The 18,318-nt window shown below is 40.4% G+C and carries 16 protein-coding genes; 4 read left to right on the top strand and 12 right to left on the bottom strand.

Annotated features, from left to right (window positions below; genetic code table 11):
- Nucleotides 1–223 precede the first annotated feature (223 nt).
- Nucleotides 224–2,413 carry a DNA topoisomerase III gene (locus tag G6554_RS08925; RefSeq protein ID WP_166240887.1) on the bottom strand — a complete coding sequence of 730 codons (2,190 nt, stop codon included), beginning with the start codon at nucleotides 2,411–2,413 and terminating at the stop codon, nucleotides 224–226.
- Between the two features lie 177 nt (nucleotides 2,414–2,590).
- Here G6554_RS08925 and G6554_RS08920 point away from each other — a divergent pair, with 177 nt between their 5' ends.
- From G6554_RS08920 to G6554_RS08905, 4 genes are all read left to right on the top strand, one after another.
- On the top strand, nucleotides 2,591–3,862 hold the full coding sequence (locus G6554_RS08920) for an MDR family MFS transporter (protein ID WP_166240885.1): 1,272 nt from the start codon (nucleotides 2,591–2,593) through the stop codon (nucleotides 3,860–3,862).
- 415 nt (nucleotides 3,863–4,277) lie between these two features.
- On the top strand, nucleotides 4,278–5,510 hold the full coding sequence (locus G6554_RS08915) for an aminopeptidase (protein ID WP_166240883.1): 1,233 nt from the start codon (nucleotides 4,278–4,280) through the stop codon (nucleotides 5,508–5,510).
- A 144-nt stretch (nucleotides 5,511–5,654) separates the two neighbouring features.
- Nucleotides 5,655–6,044, top strand: a complete 390-nt coding sequence (gene mscL, locus G6554_RS08910) for a large-conductance mechanosensitive channel protein MscL (RefSeq protein ID WP_166240881.1) — start codon at nucleotides 5,655–5,657, stop codon at nucleotides 6,042–6,044.
- Nucleotides 6,045–6,094: 50 nt separating this feature from the next.
- Entirely contained in the window at nucleotides 6,095–6,730 is a 636-nt protein-coding gene (locus tag G6554_RS08905) for a Bax inhibitor-1/YccA family protein (RefSeq protein WP_166240879.1), read from the top strand.
- Nucleotides 6,731–6,768: 38 nt separating this feature from the next.
- Here G6554_RS08905 and G6554_RS08900 read toward each other — a convergent pair whose 3' ends face one another.
- The 11 genes from G6554_RS08900 to G6554_RS08850 form a co-directional block, all read right to left on the bottom strand.
- On the bottom strand, nucleotides 6,769–8,499 hold the full coding sequence (locus tag G6554_RS08900) for an aromatic amino acid hydroxylase (protein WP_166240876.1): 1,731 nt from the start codon (nucleotides 8,497–8,499) through the stop codon (nucleotides 6,769–6,771).
- 38 nt (nucleotides 8,500–8,537) lie between these two features.
- On the bottom strand, nucleotides 8,538–9,041 hold the full coding sequence (locus G6554_RS08895) for an RNA polymerase sigma factor (protein ID WP_166240874.1): 504 nt from the start codon (nucleotides 9,039–9,041) through the stop codon (nucleotides 8,538–8,540).
- A gap of 91 nt (nucleotides 9,042–9,132) precedes the next feature.
- Nucleotides 9,133–10,464: a polysaccharide biosynthesis protein gene (locus G6554_RS08890; protein ID WP_166240872.1), complete on the bottom strand. Its 1,332-nt coding sequence runs from the start codon at nucleotides 10,462–10,464 to the stop codon at nucleotides 9,133–9,135.
- 108 nt (nucleotides 10,465–10,572) lie between these two features.
- Nucleotides 10,573–12,339: an FTR1 family iron permease gene (locus G6554_RS08885; RefSeq protein ID WP_166240870.1), complete on the bottom strand. Its 1,767-nt coding sequence runs from the start codon at nucleotides 12,337–12,339 to the stop codon at nucleotides 10,573–10,575.
- A gap of 31 nt (nucleotides 12,340–12,370) precedes the next feature.
- The gene (gene efeB, locus G6554_RS08880) at nucleotides 12,371–13,663 is read right to left on the bottom strand and encodes an iron uptake transporter deferrochelatase/peroxidase subunit (RefSeq protein ID WP_166240868.1); all 1,293 of its coding nucleotides are present in this window, start codon (nucleotides 13,661–13,663) and stop codon (nucleotides 12,371–12,373) included.
- On the bottom strand, nucleotides 13,664–14,512 hold the full coding sequence (gene efeO, locus G6554_RS08875) for an iron uptake system protein EfeO (protein ID WP_166240866.1): 849 nt from the start codon (nucleotides 14,510–14,512) through the stop codon (nucleotides 13,664–13,666).
- Between the two features lie 140 nt (nucleotides 14,513–14,652).
- Nucleotides 14,653–15,285, bottom strand: a complete 633-nt coding sequence (locus G6554_RS08870) for a response regulator transcription factor (RefSeq protein WP_166240864.1) — start codon at nucleotides 15,283–15,285, stop codon at nucleotides 14,653–14,655.
- Nucleotides 15,278–16,327, bottom strand: a complete 1,050-nt coding sequence (locus G6554_RS08865) for a sensor histidine kinase (RefSeq protein ID WP_166240862.1) — start codon at nucleotides 16,325–16,327, stop codon at nucleotides 15,278–15,280. The genes G6554_RS08870 and G6554_RS08865 overlap by 8 nt, the downstream gene beginning before the upstream one ends.
- Nucleotides 16,324–17,058, bottom strand: a complete 735-nt coding sequence (gene liaF / locus G6554_RS08860; protein WP_166240860.1) for a cell wall-active antibiotics response protein LiaF — start codon at nucleotides 17,056–17,058, stop codon at nucleotides 16,324–16,326. Before liaF ends, G6554_RS08865 begins: the two co-directional genes overlap by 4 nt.
- 84 nt (nucleotides 17,059–17,142) lie before the next feature.
- Nucleotides 17,143–17,787 carry a PspA/IM30 family protein gene (locus tag G6554_RS08855; protein WP_166240858.1) on the bottom strand — a complete coding sequence of 215 codons (645 nt, stop codon included), beginning with the start codon at nucleotides 17,785–17,787 and terminating at the stop codon, nucleotides 17,143–17,145.
- A 24-nt stretch (nucleotides 17,788–17,811) separates the two neighbouring features.
- The gene (locus G6554_RS08850; RefSeq protein WP_166240856.1) at nucleotides 17,812–18,156 is read right to left on the bottom strand and encodes a lmo0954 family membrane protein; all 345 of its coding nucleotides are present in this window, start codon (nucleotides 18,154–18,156) and stop codon (nucleotides 17,812–17,814) included.
- Nucleotides 18,157–18,318 lie beyond the last annotated feature (162 nt).

Below are 18,318 nucleotides of genomic sequence, written 5' to 3'. Positions count from 1 at the left end.
CTTTTATAAAAGTAAATAAATTTTGTACCATTCTTCGGCGATGCCTCATTGGGATCAGTCCATTCTATAAACTATTAGGTTGATAATTATTGTATGTGAAGAAAACCCTAGATGTCAACTAAATTTTCTGAATTTTAGCACGATAACACTTTAGCAGAATAATATAGAAAAGGGCTATTCAAGAAGATTTTCATTCTTCTTGAATAGCCCTTTACGTATCCTATTAGTCAAACTTCAACCCTTTTAATGCTTCTGCTAACGCATTATTTAAAGGTTCTTCTTCCTTTTGCTGGTTTTTCAAATACTTTTGGACTGTCCGCTTATCGACTTTACCGCCAGATTCCTTTTTGCGGCGTGCTTCAAATGCCGATAGTTTTTCACGATGACCGCATTGACAGGCAAACACTTGTCCTTCCCCTTCACCCCGCAGCTCAAGCTTTTTATGGCATTTTGGACAGCGAGCGTTTGTGACACGGGCAACATTTTTACGATGGCCGCATTCACGGTCTTGGCAGACGAGCATTTTCCCCTTTTTACCATTCACTTCAAGCATCGGTTTTCCACAATCAGGACAATTCTTTGTCGAGATGTTGTCGTGCTTATACTTTTTATTACTTGCTTTAATTTCAGCTACAATTTCTTTTGTGTAGTTTTTCATTTCGCTAATAAACACATCTTTTTTCAACTTGCCCTGGGCTATTTTGTCAAGCTTTTGTTCCCACTCGGCCGTCAAAGTCGGTGATTTCAGCTCCTCTGGCACTAAGTCCAGCAATTGACGGCCTTTTGAGGTAATATGAATATCTTTGCCCCGCTTTTCAATTAAAAATGAATTGAAAAGCTTATCAATGATATCCGCGCGGGTTGCAACAGTACCAAGCCCGCCTGTTGATTTTAAGGTCTCTGCCAGTTGTTTATTTTTCGTATCCATATACTTCGTTGGGTTTTCCATTGCCGACAGTAATGTTGCTTCATTAAAGCGGGCAGGCGGCTTCGTTTGACCTGATGTTTGCGCGATTAGTTTAACGTCTAAGGTATCACCTTTTTCAATTCGTGGTAATATTTGTTCTTTCAGATCGTCACTTTCATCGTCCTCTTCAAGTCGATTATTGTAAACTTCCTTCCAGCCAAGTGATAAAATGGTTTTTCCTCTAGCAACGAAGTTTTCCTCACCGATTCTTGCACGAAGCGTTAATTGCTCGTACTCAAATACCGGGAATAGAACGGCTAAGAAGCGTTTAACCACTAAATCATAAATTTTTCGTTCTTTATCTGTAAAAGCTGAAAGATTAACATAACCTTCAGTAGGAATTATGGCATGGTGATCGGATACCTTGCTATCATCAACAAAAGATTTAGAAGCCTTGATTGGCTTTTTTAAGATTTTATTCGTTAGTAGGCGATATTCACCAATTCCACATGCTTTCAGTCGTTCTGGTAGGGTTGGCACAATATCTGATGAGATAAACCGTGAGTCTGTCCTTGGGTACGTTAAAACTTTATGCTGTTCGTACAGTTTTTGCATAATATTTAGCGTTTCCTTTGCCGAGTATCCAAAGATTTTATTCGCATCGCGTTGTAATTCTGTTAAGTCATAAAGACCTGGAGAAAAAGACTTCTTCGGCTTCTTTTCAATTTCCGTAACAACGGCATTTTGTTTCCCTAGTTTTTTTACAATCGCCTCGATTTTCTCTTTTTCAAAACTGCGGCCGTTCCCTTTTGCATCCTGCCAGGTTAGCTTTAATTGGTCTCTTGTGTGGGCTTCGATACCGTAATAGGTTTGTGCTTTAAAGCTTCTAATCTCATCCTCACGGGCCGCAATCATCGCAACAGTAGGTGTTTGCACACGGCCACAGTTTAGCCCAGCATTGAACCGAGTTGTTAATGCCCGTGTTGCATTAAGACCGATATACCAGTCAGCTTCTGAACGAGCGACCGCTGATGCATATAAATTTTCATAAGACTTACCCGGTTTCAAGTTTGCGAACCCGTCTTTAATCGCTTTATCGGTAACAGATGAGATCCATAGACGTTTGATCGGTTTATTGACTTTTGCCTTATCAATAATCCACCGAGCAACTAATTCTCCTTCTCTCCCTGCGTCTGTTGCCACGATTATTTCTTTGACATCATTTCTAATCAGTTGACTTTTAACCGCATGAAACTGTTTTCCCGTTTGCTTAATGACAGTCAATTTCAATCGTTCAGGCAGCATAGGCAAGTCTTCTAAATTCCATGTTTTATATTTGACATCGTAACTTTCCGGGTCCGCAAGTGTGACTAGGTGCCCGAGGGCCCACGTGACGATATAGTTATTTCCTTCAAGATACCCGTTTCCTTTTTTATGACAATTAAGCACCTGAGCAATGTCACGTGCGACAGAAGGTTTTTCAGCAATGACTACACTTTTTACCATATTTAAAACATCCTTTCAAATTTCCATATGTTAAATATAGCATACGTCCCAAATGGAATCAGTAATTCCGAAATTTCCAATGGAGGAGCCTATACGTCGTTTGTCATTTTTTTCTTGAATAACCTTCTATCTGGATAGTATGATGTATTGGCAGAACTATCGAAACGAGGATACAGAATGAGGATTAGGGATTGGGATACAAATTTAAAAGTCCGCTTGTTTGCTGAAGCGATGATGAATATTACCTTTTGGATGTTTTTTCCGTTTTTGACGATTTACTTTGCTGAGGAATTTGGTAAAAACAAAGCTGGTCTATTATTAGTTTTTTCACAAATCTTTTCAGTCATTGCCAACCTGATGGGTGGATATTGTGCAGACCGGTTTGGCAGAAAACGGATGATGGTCCTCTCCGCAATTGGACAAGGCCTCTCTTTTTTAAGCTTCGCATTGGCGAGTTCCCCATGGTTTCAATCGCCTTGGTTAGGGTTTATCTCGTTTGCCATTGCTGGTGTGTTCGGTTCATTTTACTGGCCTGCAAGCCAAGCCATGGTTGCCGATGTTGTAAAGGAAAAGCATCGCAGTGATGTGTTTGCGATTTTTTATACATCTATTAATATAGCCGTTGTTATCGGGCCCATACTGGGAGCCATTTTCTATGTTCACTACCGCTTTCAGCTATTGCTTTTTGCTGGAGCAGTATGTATTTTACTAGGGTTAATTCTAGCAAAATGGACGCGGGAAACCGTTCCTGCTCAAAAGCCTATTTCCCTTTCAAACAACGCGAAATGGTATTACTTTTTACAAAATCAGCTAAGGGATTATGCGCTGATTGTAAAAGATAAAACGTTCCTGCTCTTTATTATTGCAGGTGTTTTGGCTGGGCAGACATTTATGCAATTAGACTTATTAATCCCTGTTTACATTAAGGATTTTGTGAAAAGTCAAACCCTCTTCTCCATTGGTGACTGGTCCTTTATCGTTAAAGGCGAGCAGGCATTTGGAATTGTTCTTGCTGAGAACGGCTTCCTTGTTGCCCTGCTGACCGTTTTCGTGACAAAATGGATGGGGAAATATTATGAAAGGAACGTGTTTGTCCTATCCTCAGTTGTCTATGCCATATCAATCGTTATCTTTAGCCAGACACACTGGATTTGGGGCTTAATGATGGCGATGGCCGTTTTCACCTTTGGGGAATTAATGGGCGCCGGCCTGCAGCAAAGCTTCGTTTCCAGGATTGCACCGGAGCATATGAGAGGTCAATATTTTGCAGCCGCAAGCTTGCGGTTTACCATCGGTCGGACCATTGCGCCCTTGTCGATTCCATTGACGGTTTGGATTGGCTATGGATGGACATTCTTTGTTCTCTTCCTATTGGCACTCGTTAGCGCTGGAATATATTGGGTTATGTTTCATACTTTTGAAAAACAAAAAACGAGTACCACTATTTGAGAAAGCACTTCATGGTGCTTTTTTTATTGATCATTAAAAAGTTCAAATATTCGTCAAAAAATTGTACTAAATTGTTCACATTTGCCCCTTTTCATATTATAATTAATCTATTCAAGGTTCTAATTATAAGGACGGTGGAAATGAATGGAATTATCACAGTTCATGGCTCCAACATCATTGTCAGGCATTATTACATTCCTAGTACTATTTTCCGCAGGGGTTTATTTTAATATAAAAGTATACGGCAGCAAGCTACAGTAAAGATGCAAATCTTTACTGTTTTTTTGTGAAAAAGGGTCGGAGTGGCGTGGAAGGATATACTCGTTTTTTGTAAAGACATAGCAGGGGTTTGTGGTTTCCTTTTCCAATTAAAACCGCTACAATATAGGAAGATTCTGAAAAAGGAGATATACATATGAGTGACTTTTTAACAAAGCTTGAAAAATATGCTGAGCTTGCCGTCAAGGTCGGCGTGAATGTTCAACGGGGACAAACATTAGTCGTCCAGGCAACATTAGATGCTGCAAAATTTGTCCGCCTAGTGGTCAAAAAGGCGTACGAAGTAGGTGCCCACAATGTCGTTGTCAACTGGAATGACGATACAGTTACGAGAACAAGGTATGAGCTTGCTCCAGATGAAGCCTTCACCGAATACCCTATTTGGCGTGCAAAGGAAATGGAAGACCTTGCGGATTCAGGCGCAGCCTTTATGTCGATTATTTCTTCCAGCCCTGATTTGTTAAAAGGCGTGAACCCTGAGCGGATTGCTAATTTCAATAAAGCTGCAGGAAAAGCCCTGGGAAATTACCGCAAGGCGGCCCAATCCGATAAAGTGAGCTGGACGGTCATTGCTGTGCCATCTGAGGCATGGGCGGCAAAAGTATTCCCGGATGCGCCTGCTGAAACCCAAGTCAATATGTTGTGGGATGCCATCTTTAAAGCAGTTCGAGTGGATGTTGAAAATCCAGTTGATGCCTGGAAGAAGCATGACGAAGCCCTTCATGAGAAAGTACACTATTTAAATGAAAAGCGTTATCAGAAGCTTCATTATTCAGCACCTGGCACTGACCTAATGATCGAACTTCCGGAGAAACATCTTTGGGTTGGAGCTGGAAGTGTGAATGAAAAAGGCTTTGAATTTATGGCCAATATGCCGACAGAGGAAGTTTTCACTGTTCCATTAAAAACCGGTGTAAATGGTACAGTAGCAAGCACAAAACCATTAAGCTACGGTGGAAATATTATTGACCGTTTTTCAGTTACGTTTGAAAACGGGAAAATTGTTGGTGTGAAAGCTGAAGAAGGCGAGGAAATCTTGAAGCGTCTTGTCGAAACAGACGAGGGTTCTCATTATCTTGGCGAAGTGGCGCTTGTTCCTTTTAATTCACCGATTTCACAATCAAATGTTCTTTTCTTTAACACATTGTTTGATGAAAATGCATCAAACCACTTAGCAATTGGAAGTGCCTACGCCTTCTGCATCGAAGGCGGCAAAAAAATGACCTCCGAAGAATTATCTAAAAATGGACTAAACGAAAGTATTACCCACGTTGATTTCATGATTGGGTCGGCAGCAATGGACATCGACGGAATTACTGCAGATGGGAAATCAGAAGCAATATTCAGAGCAGGAAATTGGGCTTTTTAAACAATACTTTGAGCAGGTGTTATCGACACCTGCTTATTCCTTTATAGTAAAATTGGCTGATTCACTAGGTTCGATATTGCATTTCAAGTTGGTTAGAGGATAAAATGGACATTTAAGAAAATCCCATTTCGAAGGAGACTATATATGTGGAAAGAATTTAAACAATTTGCGATGAAGGGTAACGTCATGGACTTAGCTGTTGGAGTCATTATTGGCGCAGCCTTTGGAAAAATAGTTTCTTCCCTTGTCGCAGATATTATCATGCCAATTATTGCGTTATTTATTGGGGTCGTCGACTTCAAAGAATTACATTATAAAGAAATAAACTATGGATCGTTTATTCAAACAGTCGTTGATTTCTTTATCATTGCCTTTTCCATTTTCCTGTTTGTTAAGTTCATCAACCGCTTTAAAAAGAAAGAAGAGGCAGTACCTGCCCCTGTGAAAGTCGATCACAGTGAAGAGCTTTTAGCTGAAATTCGCGACTTATTAAAAGAAGAGAAAGAAATTTTAAGAAAAAATGAAACATCTTGACCACTTCCTCGTATATTTCTAGTAAGAAAACATTTTAGAGGTGAAGAAAATTGTATACACAAACATCAGCAGAATATATGCCATCCGTCCTACGCACGTTTGCTTTATCTCTGGCAATTGCCTTTCTTGGCACAATGGCAGGAGTATATGTACCGCCTAGCTTATTTTTACCGTTAGCTATTTTGGAATTTGTAATGATTCTCGCTGCTGTCTTCTTTAGACGTAAAAAGGCCATTTCTTATTCATTTTTATATATTTTTACGTTTATCTCGGGGATTACACTTTATCCCATTGTCGCTTATTATGCTGCAACGGCAGGTGCAAATGTTGTCATCATGGCATTTGCTACAACAACAATTGTCTTCAGCGGTATTTCGATTTACGCTGCAAAATCAAAACGGAATTTTTCTTTCTTAGGGGGGTTCTTACTTGCTGCCCTGCTGGCAATGGTGGCGATTGGACTATTTAATATGTTCTCCCCGCTTAGTTCTACAGGAATGCTTGCCTATTCCTTTATCGGAGTTTTAGTATTCAGTGGTTATGTTCTATTTGATATCAACCGCATGAAAAACTACGGCGTGAGAGCAGAAGATGTGCCATTAATGGCCTTAAGTTTATACTTAGATTTCATTAACCTATTCGTAAGTATTCTTCGTATATTTGGAATATTAAATAGTAGAGATTAACTCTAAAAGGAGCTTGGTAATCCAAGCCCCTTTTCTTTTTAGCTATTAAGAATTAACGTTAACCCCCGTTGGATCATTTGATTAACGGAAGCATCCCAATTAGTAGTCTGTAGCCGTTCCTCGATGAGGGCAATTTGTGGATGATCTGCATGGTACATTTTATAGAGTTCTAAAATTTCAAGACGCAATAGCCATTCCTTTGGATACTTTTCTTCTAAACTAGTTAAGACCTGTGCTACTCTTTGTTCATCCCACTCCTGCCCCTCACGCAAGCCCCTAATTTCCCCATATAAGGTTTCTAGTTCGTTCCAGCCCTGTTGCTCAACCTTTTCCGCTCCTTCCTCATTTGAAGGAATATCATAGTAATTGTTAGGATCAGCTGCACCTGCAAAGACAGAGGAAACATTAGCCCCGACGGCCATATCAAATGTCCCCCAGGCTGGTTCAAACAGCAACTTGCCCTGATAAGTCACTTTGCAATTACTAAACGAAATTAAGATGGGGGTTCCCTCTGCCAGCAAAATCCTTTTTACAGTCCCCTTTACCTTTACACCACTTTGAAATGTTAATTTTGCAATCCTTTGTTCTATGATTCCTAATTTTTGTAACTGCTCCGCAGAGCAATCCTCAAGTACAATATTCCCTTCTAGACAACCAACTGGTGTCCCAAAGCCTTTGCGATGTGTTTCTCTCCCATGGCCACCCAGCTGCTTATTGTTGAACGCTAATGCAGTTGGCCCCTTCGTCCGGAAATAAACCGCTTCACCATATTTATCCTTCAAAATCGTATCCAGCGTGCCGGATACTTGCAACCCGGAAGAAAACACCATCGTTGCCACACTATCGGTTAGCAGTGCCTTATCTAGGCTTTCCGTTCCGCCTTTTCGAAAGGCCATTGTCGCAGCAAATTGATCAACCGCTGCTACTAAGTCTTCAAAGGTCTTACAAACAAATAACTGTGGCTGTGGCTTTGTCACATTATATGGAGTCATGGTACACTCTTCAATCGAAAAGGGAATTTTCCTGACATCGTCTTTCAAACAGCTTTGGCTCTCCCCAACTGACGACAGTAACCCTGCCCCGTAAATCTTAGGATTGTCTAGCTCACCAATTAAGCCATATTCAACCGTCCACCAAAACAGTCTTGAAACCTGATCTGCTTCCGTTAATCCTTTTACCTTCGTTCTCGCTTCAGCAACTTGCTTTTCTGCTTCCTTTACCTGCTCAGAGGTGGAGTTAGGATCCTCCGCGACAATTGTTAGATGGCGAACGGCCATAAATACTTCTAGCTTCTCCTTACTGGAAAGTGCCTTGGCACCCATTTCACCAATTTTTCTCACAAATTTACGATACGATTCATCCAACAAAATCGGCGCATGGCCCGCAGCTTCGTGAATCATATCCGGCGCGGGTGTGTAGGCAATGTTGTGGATGTTTCGTATTTCTGTTGCAATCGGAAGAATCCCCTCTGCTAAAAAGCCATAAAATGCTGAACCGGGAATGAGCCCATCGATGGTAACTGCCCCCCAGCCCACTTTTTCCAGGCTTGTATTCATGTCCTCTACCTTCGGAATCGACTCGGTCTTGATTCCTGAATCCTTTAAACCATTTACATAGGCAGGATGGGCGATATCCTTTAAAAAAAAATGATTCTGTTTCATGACAAAGCGCCAAACCGCATGCTCTATCGGTGTATAGCAATGATAATATTGCTTTGAAATATATGGCTGTAAATGCACAGGAATATTTTTCATTCCTTTTCCAGTCATTTGACCATTCCCCTTTTTTAAAAAATTGAAATGTAGTCTTAAGCAAGTGAGAGCATTTTTGGCCGTAATCGTTCCTTTGCCCGTCTCATTCTGGTTTTGACGGTTGACATGGGCAGATTACTTTTCGTAGCAATTTCTAGAAGGGTTAGATCCTGATAGTAATAGAGATAAATAGGATAACGATATATTTCTGGTAATGTCATCACCTTTTCAGCCAGTTGTTCCGCAGATAATTTATGTAAGACATCCTCTTCAGGAATGGATATTGGTTCGCACGCGGCTGAATAAGAATAGACCTCTTCCTTCCAAAATTGTTTCGACTTTTTTTCTTTCCGCCAGTAATCACGGCATTTATTAACCGCAATCGTAAACAGCCAGCTTTTGTATTTAGACTCTTCCTTAATGGAAGGATATGCTAAATAGGCGGAGAGTAATACCTCTTGATATAGATCCTCTGCTAACTCCTTATGACCGACTAACGAAAATATATATTTATATATAGCGATTCCATATGCATGAACTAAATCGTCAAATGATTTCATTTTTCTAAGTCCTTTCCTTTTCTACAAACATCTTCATTTCATTAGACGGAAAGGACCGCTTCAACCCCTACACTCATTCGGAAAATTTTTATCACTCACTTGCCTTTGGGATTGCACCTTTTAGAAAAACAGAAACCCCAATCTTCTTACAGACCGTTAAGTAATGCATCATCGCCAATAAAACTGACCCGGTATTCATTCCAATAATAACCCCATTCATTTGCCATCCTTGGGAGGATCCCAGCCAAAGAATGAGTGCAAAACTAATAATCGTCGACCAGATGATATGGATAAAGCATTCCTTAATCAGATCGAGGCCAATTAAAAAGGCCTGCAATGGCATGATGAAAAAATGAAATAAGAAAAACGGCCATAGCAGCTGCAGAAAAATGGCTGATAGCTCTGATTTGAAAAAAAGAGACGTTAATTGCGGGGCAAATAGATAGAAAATGGTCACCGCCGCAACACCGTATAGCAAGGTCAGTTTCATCACCTGCTGTAGCATCTTTCTGAGTGTGGAATAATCCTTTTGCGAATGAGTTTTCGATACACCCGGAATGAGGACGATCATTAGTGAGTGGGCAATAAAGGCTGGGAAAAACCCAATCGATACCGCCACACCCATTAGCATTCCAAATTGCTCAGTCGCAAGAGTGTCGGTCAAACCGGAATGAACTAATGCCGCCTTTATGATAAACGGCTGAATTGCACCGGTGAAAGCTGAAAATAATCGTAAGCCGGTCGTCGGAATAGATACCGCCATTAAGTTCTTCCGAACAATCTTCTTATTGATATTGGAGAATGGCTGACGCTTCAGCTGCTGAAATTGGATGATAAACATGTAAACTAAATAAAGAAACACGACAATTTCACTGCCAATCAATGTTCCGATCGCAATTAACAGCGATGATTCCGCGTTAAACGAGAAAAAACGGAACAGGACAAACAGGGCGCCTAATTGAATGGCTTTTCGTAAAAAATTGGAAACGGCAATTTTCCCCATCTGCTGCAGCCCCATAAAATAGCCTCTAGCCACGGAGGTGAAGGCAATCACTGGAATGAGAATCATCACAAGCCATCTAATATAGGGATGATACGTATTAAATACCGGAATAAACGGGATAACCGCTGCAGCAACCAAAAACAGGATACTGGTGAAAATAATCGTAATCGTTAATGCGTGATAGAGGATATTTCGGTGGTAGCGTTCCTCTTTTTCCGCAATGAATTTGGAAATAGATACAGGCAGCTCAAAGCTGGACAGTAACACAATTAAAAAGATGGTTGGCAAAATGGACATATATAGCCCTAATCCATGTGATCCCAACTCCCTTGCAAGAATCATGTTCACCAAGACTTCAATTCCTTCCCCTAAAAAAGCAGCAGCAGCTAAAAAGAAAATTCCCTTATAGTAAATAGCCAATTTTTCTAATCTCCTTTTTTTCATCTCTAACAATAACTTATGAGACAAGTTCCTTGAATAGTAGGAGATTTTTTCCCACGAAAAAAAGGGCTAATGGAATAGCCCTTTTTAAACATTTGTGGTAATGAGTGGTTTATCAGAATTTCTTTTAACCAGGTAGGTCATGAAAACAATCACGGCAAGTAACCCTAATTGGCTAATCGTTGTTTCCCATGTCGGATACAGTCCGAGCCAGTCAATAAACGGCAGGTTTTCAACCGTCGAGGTTGGAAGTACATTCGAAATCTGTAAGGCATGAATGCTGATTCCAAGGATTTTAAAAGCCAAGAAGTAAATTAACAGGGTACCCACTTTAAAAAATAGGCGAATCGGAATTTTTACACTGTATTTAATAATGAGGAAGCCCACGATTGCTAATATACCAATGGCCAAAAGGATTCCTGCCGTCAGCTGCGCTAAACTAATATAGGGGGTAATTCCTGTATAAAAAATAATCGTCTCGGCACCTTCACGAAATACAGACAGAAAACTTATGAAGCCAAATGATAGAAGGCTCCCTTTGGCAATCGCCTGCTGCATTTGCTGATTAATGTACTTATTCCAGTTGCCAATACTCGATTTATTATGAAGCCACGCCCCTATTGTCAGCATCATAACAACTGCGACAACACCCGTTAATCCTTCAATATATTCCCTGCTTGAAGCGGCTACGATCTTTGAAAAAACGATGTTGATAATGACAGCCAGGACTGCACTAGCTAATAAACCGGCAATCACCCCTGCCCAAATCCACTTTTGCTGCGATGATTGCCCCATTTTTTTCAAAAAAGCAATTAACGTTACGATAATTAATAGTCCCTCTAATCCTTCACGTAATAATATAAGGGCGGCATCCCATAAGGAATAATTGGTTTTACTTAATAACGGCGCAAGACGTGTGTTTAGTTCCTTCACGATATCAGTTGCCTTTTCTGCATTTACCTTTTCAGAGTTTAGAATACTAATAGCAGTTGGGATTTTCGTTTCAATATCACTATATAACTTGCTATCTCTGGTAGAAACATCACCTTCCACCATTGGCCAAATAGTAAGGAGCTCGGTTAATTGGCTGCTGGCGCCTTGATAATCCTTTTCCGAGATTTGCTTTTCGGCTTGGGTTAAAAGGTTCGATACGTTGGTTAGTGAATAGTTTCCTTCAAGCTGTTTCGACGTTTTTCCCGCTAAAAAATTGTCTACCTCTGTTGTTAATTGTTCCGCATTCTGCTTGGCCTTCTCTAGATCAGCTGGCTCCTGAGTAATTGCGATTCGAATGAGAGCCGTGTATTTTTCAATATTCCCATATGCGGCAATGCTCTCATCATGGACAATTTTTTCAGAGGCAGTCCACTCATTTAATAATGTTTGGTATTGACCTTTTAAACTAGCAGTATCTCCTTTTTCAATCGATGCTTTTAAATTGTTGATTAGTGGAAGTAACTGTTTTACCTGTTCCTTTCCTTTTGCCTTATCTGTTGGATTTTGTTCCTTCTCATATTGCACAACTGCACTTGAAAGGGACGAAAGGCTTTTTGAAAGTATCTCATTTTCCACATTACCCTCGCCTAGTACTCTTTGAACCTCTTTAAGTTGTTGGTCAACCATTTTTGCCTGTTTGCTGTCAGCTTTCTTTATCGCCAGCCATTCATCAGCAAATTGCTTCATATTTTCCGCAACAACAGTTTGATCCCCAGCTTTTGCCTTCATTAAACTGTCACCAATCAGGACAAATAGTTCATCATGATTTTCAGCAGCTGCCGCTGGATGTATGTTTTGGAATAATACCAAAAATGAAGTTAGTAATAAAATTTGCTTACATATCTTCGTTAATCGTGGCATCTATCTCTCTCCTCTGTAAAAAGGGAAACAATTAATGAAAAAGGGTCTCACCTATAAATCCACCTTGTCTTGCTCCCGGTAGGCATGCAAAAATAGCACTACCTCTGTGCGATGTATATTCATTTAGTTTATCCACTTTAGCTAACCTATTTTGGATAGGGATAAATTGTTTACTCGGTGTCCGCTGGAAGCAAAGGAATAAAAGCCCTGCATCAAAGCTGCCTGTTTTCACGTCCATCCCATCAGAGTAGGAGTATGCCCGACGGAGAATTTTCTGAGAACCATCTCCATGTGATTGTCTCGTATGTGAATCAACAGGTATGATGTATTCACCTTGTTCTGTTTTCTTCTCAAAGTCCAATTGCTCAAACTCATCTTTTTGTCCAAGCGGCGCTCCGCTATCACGGTAGCGGCCAAAGGTTTTCTCTTGTTCTTTCAATGTTGACCGATCCCATACTTCAATAAACATTTGAATCCGGCGAACAACAAGGTAACTGCCGTTCACTAACCAATTAGGACCGTCCCCAGGCTGTACCCAAACATGTTCATTCATTTGCTTTTCACTTTTTACATCCGGGTTTGCTGAACCATCTTTGAAGCCAAACAAATTCCTCGGTGTTTCCTCTTTTGGATCAGCTTGTTTTGTTCGTTGGAAGCCTGTTTGCGCCCAACGCAATGCCGCCTTGCCCCGAGCAATCCGAATTAGATTCCTCACGGCATGGAAAGCTACCTGCAAATCATCGGCACATGCTTGAATACATAAATCACCGCCAGTCCATGCCTCTTCTAATGCATCAAGTGGAAATTTAGGAAGATCGACTAATTCCTTTGGCTGCTTTTGTTTTAGTCCAAAACGATCTTGGTTGTCTCTCACAAAAAGACTGGGGCCAACACCAAAGGTAATCGTTAAATTAGATGGTGATAAACCCGCTGCTTCACCTGTATCCTTTGGCGGGAGAAATTCATTGCTTGAAAGCTCTCCAACGGCCTTTCCTTCTGTTAACAATGCAGCCGCCTTTGTCCAATCCTTAAATAGTTTCACTAGTTCCGCTTTTTTGGAAGTTGTCACATCTAAGGAAACAAAATATACATGATTCTGAGTTTTTGTTGTGATTCCACCTTGATGCTCGCCATAAAACGGGATGATTTCCTTTGAATTTAGTGTCGCCGCATTCCCCTCTTTAAGCGAAAGCAAACCACCAAGTCCTGATGCACCGAGGATTACACCTACACCACCCACACCGGCTGTTTTAAGGATATCCCTTCTTGATATCTTTGTTCCTTTAAGAACAGAGTCATTTTGTGTGTTCGTATTCTCTGTCAATTAAGACGCCTCCGTAACAATTCCTATTTGTGACAACGGTTCTGCAAGCGCATCAATCGCCTGGCTAAACTCCTTCACTTGTTCCTTTGATAATTCGGTATAAAGCTTGTAGGCATCACCATTTTTTTGCTGGTTTAATAAACGATAAATCTCATCAAAACGTGTTTGAATTTCCTTTGAAAGGTCTTCATTCTTTTTCTTTAATTCCGGAGTTAATAGTTGGTAAATCTTTTCTGCCCCTTCTACATTCGCAGCAAAATCATATAAATCCGTATGTGAATAACGATCTTCTTCACCTGTAACTTTTGAAGTGGATACCTCATTTAAGAGATCCACTGCCCCCGTGATTAGCAAATCGGGTGTAACCTCAACCGTATCTACCTTCGCTCGTAATAGATTCACATCTTTCATCAGCTGGTCAGCATATTGCTCATATCCCTTGGTTGTGTTTTCCATCCATAAACCCTTTTCAATCCGGTGGTAACCGCCCCATTCTGCTTCAGGAACATCACCTTCCCGGGCATCAATTTTCGGATCAAGGTCGCCGAACACTTCTGCTATCGGTTCTGCACGCTCATAATGCATTCGTGCCGGTCCATAAAGCGCCTTCGCTTTATCAATTTCACCGTTTTTTACTGCAGTCGTAAAAGCCTCTGTTGCTTTTACAAACTCTTCAATTTCCCCTATTGCATATTGACGGTATTCATCTGTTACCCCTTTTAGTACTTCGGATGCTGTATTCTTTGTTTCTTTTACCTTTTCTGTTGTTGCCGTTTTATCCGTATTTGAACATCCAAATAAAAGACTGCTAGATAATAATAAAATTCCTGATACTTTCACTAGTTTCATATGTATGTAATTCCCCCATAAATCATATTTGTAATGATAATGATTTTCATTATCTATAATAACAGTAATTGAGAAGAATTTTCAATTGCTTTTTCAAAAAATAAAACCTTCCAAATTTTCGCATGGAAGGTTGAAGGGTTTTATTTTATTAATGAATGTTTAAACGCATAGATGACAGCTTGCGTTCGGTCTTGTACACTTAGCTTGCTTAAAATATTGCTGACATGGGTTTTAACCGTTTTTAGGGCGATAAATAATTGATCCGCAATATCCTGGTTGGTTTTCCCCTCTGCCATCAATAGCAAAATTTCCAATTCCCGACTTGTTAGGTCTTCATGTGGCAGATGGGTATTCTTTTGGCGCATTTTCACCATCATTTTTCCAGTCACTTCCGGTTCAAGGACGGATTGCCCATGGTATGTAGCGCGGACAGCGTTGGCGATTTCACCTGCTTTGGAAGTCTTCAGCATATAGCTGGTTGCTCCGGCTTCAAGCGCAGGATAGACCTTTTCATCGTCTAAAAAGCTTGTTACGATAATAACCTTTGCCTCAGGCCATTGTTCAATGATCTGCCTTGTTGCCTCAATTCCATCCATTTCCTTCATCACTAAATCCATGAGAATAATATCAGGGCGAAGTTCGAGTGCAAGTTCTACACCTCTTTTTCCATCAGCCGCTTCACCGACAACTTCAATGTCTGGCTGTGCTGATAAATAGGAGGACACACCAATCCTCACCATCTCATGGTCATCAACAAATACCACTCTAATCATTGTCACCATCTCCATTAATCATCACCGGAACTTTCACTTCGAGCCTCGTTCCTTTATTTTTAACACTAATTACTTTCAATGTACCGCCTACTTCAACAGCGCGCTCATGCATATTTTGCATCCCATAGGAACCCGCTTTCATTTCGTTTACCTCAAAGCCAATTCCGTCATCAACAATCCTTAGGATGACAAGGTCATCCCGTTTAACCAGTAGGACCTCTAGCATACCTGCCTTGGAATGCCTTAAGGTATTTGAGACGGACTCTTGCAAAATACGGAAAAGATGATCTTCTACCCCTTTATCTAACGGAAAAGCTTCCACCTTCCATTTAATATCCATTGTTACCTTTTGAGATAATTCGATTAAAAGCTCTTCAATTCCTTCTTGCAGCGTTTTATTCTTTAAGGCGACCGGACGTAAGTGTAAAAGCAATGCCCGCATTTCAAGCTGGGATTGATGAATCATCTCTTCTACCAGCTTCAATTGCTTGGCTTCACGATCATTTTCAGGCTGCCCCCTCGTTTCATTAATCGCAGACATCATCATGGATGCGGCAAATAATTGCTGGCTTACAGAATCATGGAGCTCACGTGCAAGACGATTCCGTTCCTGTTCGATGATTTCCTGAATTCTTGCTTCCTGGTCTTCTACTTTTTCGGTCGCTAATCGTTGTGAGAGCTTCGCCTGTTCTGACATTTGTTTACCAATTTTATCAATCCGCTCGGCAATCACTTGCATTTCCGTAACGGGAGGCTTTTCTTTCATTTCCAACGAACGACCTTCTTCTAATTGGTGCAAAGAGTGTTCAATACTGAGAAACTGCTTTCGCCAAAAAAAGCCTTGCGCCCCACCTAATAGGATTCCTATCGCGATGCTAAAAGCAGGAACAAAAATAACGATTGGAATATCCATGAAATGCTTATTCCATAATTCCGACCAGGTGTGTAAGGGGAAGACAAAAATAAAAACGGCTCCAATGATGATGGCGATGAGGAAGGAGAAACCGACACTCCAGACAATTTGACGCCCCGTCGTACTCATATCCGGCTCACCTCTAAATTCCCCACGACAAGTGAAGTAAAAATCTTCACCTTTTGTTCAGATTGATCATAACTAGGTGTTTTCAACTGAAACACTTGATTAAACATCTTCGATTCATGTTTGCCGAAAACAGTTGTCGAGCCAATTACACCAGAATGATGGATACTGACATCAATTTCATAGGGGACAAGAATCTGGATATTACCGATGATATTTCGCACGAAAATCACCGTTTCCCCCTTGGGCAGCATCGTAAGGCTGAGATCAATGATGGTATCACCGATTCCAGTCTGAATATTGACATCCTTCCAGTCATAAACAGTATCGGGCGTTTTTTGTTGCCCAATGAAAATATTTCCAAACAACGGCTCCGATTTAATCAAGGTTTCGTCTTGCTGAGCGGGTTCCGGTGTAACGATTTCAGGTGATATTTTTTTAGGCTGCTTTTTAGAACTTAAAAACTGGATGAAAAAGTGCAATAAAATCGCTAATAACAAAAATTTGAACGTCATCATATTGACGATACTAAGAACAAAGAAAATAATCCCGCCGATAAAAAGGAGTTTGCCTAATCTTCTTCCCGTCTTTTTACGTCCGAGATAAATCATTCCGCCTGAAATAAAAAGAGAGAATATCAGCCCTCTGTTAAAAAATAAAATCTCTAGGAGCAGAATGACAATACCGACAATAACCAGCCATCCAATATAATCGTTTTTTTCATTTTTAAACATCAGCCCACCCTCCCTTTTTATTGAATTTGATATAGATAAGAGACGCAGAATGACTACGCCTCTTAAGAATACCATTTTTACTTATTAAATGGACTTGCTTTCTTCCAATTTCATGTCTTTTTCTAGTTGAGCAATTCGTGAATCGATGGTGTTGCGGTAGAAGGAGCTGTTCACTTGATGCTCTAAGCGATCCAAATAGTTTTCAATGTCCTTAAATTTTGAGTAGGATTTATCTGAATACGTATTGGAATCAAGCACTTGGTTGATACGAAGGTTCGCACGGGTTACATTTTCACGGCCCATTAATTCCATCCTTCTTAGGTTCATATCTTTTAGCTTGTGCTTCATTTCTTCATATTTTCTTTCTAAGTCCCCAAGCTGCTCTTTTACCTGTTCAAGTGATGCACGTAAGCGGCTTGCCCTGTCGGCATATTGCTGATGTTCTGCTGAAGCGAATTGATTTAGCTCCGTTTCCCCTGCTTTAGAAGCAATTTCTGCTTGGAATTTTCTTTTTTCAGCTAATTCCGCCGCTTGATGATATTCTCTCGTAAATTCATCCTTCAATGTATATTGACGTTCCAATAACTTTCTTACCTTCTCTGTTTCCTGCTCACATTGACGAAGGTATTGATTAAGCAGTGCAATTGGATTTTTCTTTTCTTTTTGATCCATTGCCTCATGCAGATCAGCTGTAATAGTATTTTTAATTCTCGTAAATAAGTTTGTCATCGTTATTCTCTCCTTTAATTTATATTAATTTTTTAATTCATTCCATTGTTTTTCAAAATTGACAAATGGGTCAGATTCTTCTTTCATTTTCGTGTGTTTGCTCTCATTCCATTTTTTATATACAAGGAGAAGCACATAGGCTGCTGCCACGCCAATGATGGCCGGGACGTTATGGATGGAGGCCATGAGGACAATGAAACCGACGATCCCAAGACCAATTTTTCCACCTATAGATGTAGTTTTTAAAAATTGTTTGAAGATGAAGTACAGGAGCACTAGGCTGACAAGTAACCCCACCATTGGACCAATTGTTGAAAGTAAGATGACAGCTGCGATCCCCCCAGCAACCAATAAACCAAATTTTTTCATTTTGTTTTTCACTCCTTTCTTTATCTTGATTTCATCTTACCTTTTTCCACCGCTTTTCATAATTGCGCTAGAGCTTGATTTTTATATCGGACTTAAGACGTAGAAAAGGTCAGCCCATTAAGCACTGTGCTTAAATGACTGACCCTTGACTTTATCGTTTTG

Origin of the sequence: Bacillus sp. MM2020_4, assembly GCF_011250555.1 — a bacterium.
GTDB lineage: Bacteria > Bacillota > Bacilli > Bacillales > Cytobacillaceae > Neobacillus.
The sequence above is the reverse complement of the archived record's forward strand: the minus strand, read 5'-3'. Positions and strand labels throughout refer to the sequence as shown.

Excerpts from the sequence above, each read along its gene's own strand:
- efeO (WP_166240866.1), bottom strand. The coding sequence starts at position 14,512 with ATGAAACTAGTGAAAGTATCAGGAATTTTATTATTATCTAGCAGTCTT.
- mscL (WP_166240881.1), top strand. The coding sequence starts at position 5,655 with ATGTGGAAAGAATTTAAACAATTTGCGATGAAGGGTAACGTCATGGAC.
- G6554_RS08900 (WP_166240876.1), bottom strand. The coding sequence starts at position 8,499 with ATGACTGGAAAAGGAATGAAAAATATTCCTGTGCATTTACAGCCATAT.
- G6554_RS08920 (WP_166240885.1), top strand. The coding sequence starts at position 2,591 with ATGAGGATTAGGGATTGGGATACAAATTTAAAAGTCCGCTTGTTTGCT.
- G6554_RS08915 (WP_166240883.1), top strand. The coding sequence starts at position 4,278 with ATGAGTGACTTTTTAACAAAGCTTGAAAAATATGCTGAGCTTGCCGTC.
- G6554_RS08885 (WP_166240870.1), bottom strand. The coding sequence starts at position 12,339 with ATGCCACGATTAACGAAGATATGTAAGCAAATTTTATTACTAACTTCA.
- G6554_RS08895 (WP_166240874.1), bottom strand. The coding sequence starts at position 9,041 with ATGAAATCATTTGACGATTTAGTTCATGCATATGGAATCGCTATATAT.
- G6554_RS08870 (WP_166240864.1), bottom strand. The coding sequence starts at position 15,285 with ATGATTAGAGTGGTATTTGTTGATGACCATGAGATGGTGAGGATTGGT.
- G6554_RS08865 (WP_166240862.1), bottom strand. The coding sequence starts at position 16,327 with ATGAGTACGACGGGGCGTCAAATTGTCTGGAGTGTCGGTTTCTCCTTC.
- G6554_RS08855 (WP_166240858.1), bottom strand. The coding sequence starts at position 17,787 with ATGACAAACTTATTTACGAGAATTAAAAATACTATTACAGCTGATCTG.
- liaF (WP_166240860.1), bottom strand. The coding sequence starts at position 17,058 with ATGTTTAAAAATGAAAAAAACGATTATATTGGATGGCTGGTTATTGTC.
- G6554_RS08850 (WP_166240856.1), bottom strand. The coding sequence starts at position 18,156 with ATGAAAAAATTTGGTTTATTGGTTGCTGGGGGGATCGCAGCTGTCATC.
- G6554_RS08925 (WP_166240887.1), bottom strand. The coding sequence starts at position 2,413 with ATGGTAAAAAGTGTAGTCATTGCTGAAAAACCTTCTGTCGCACGTGAC.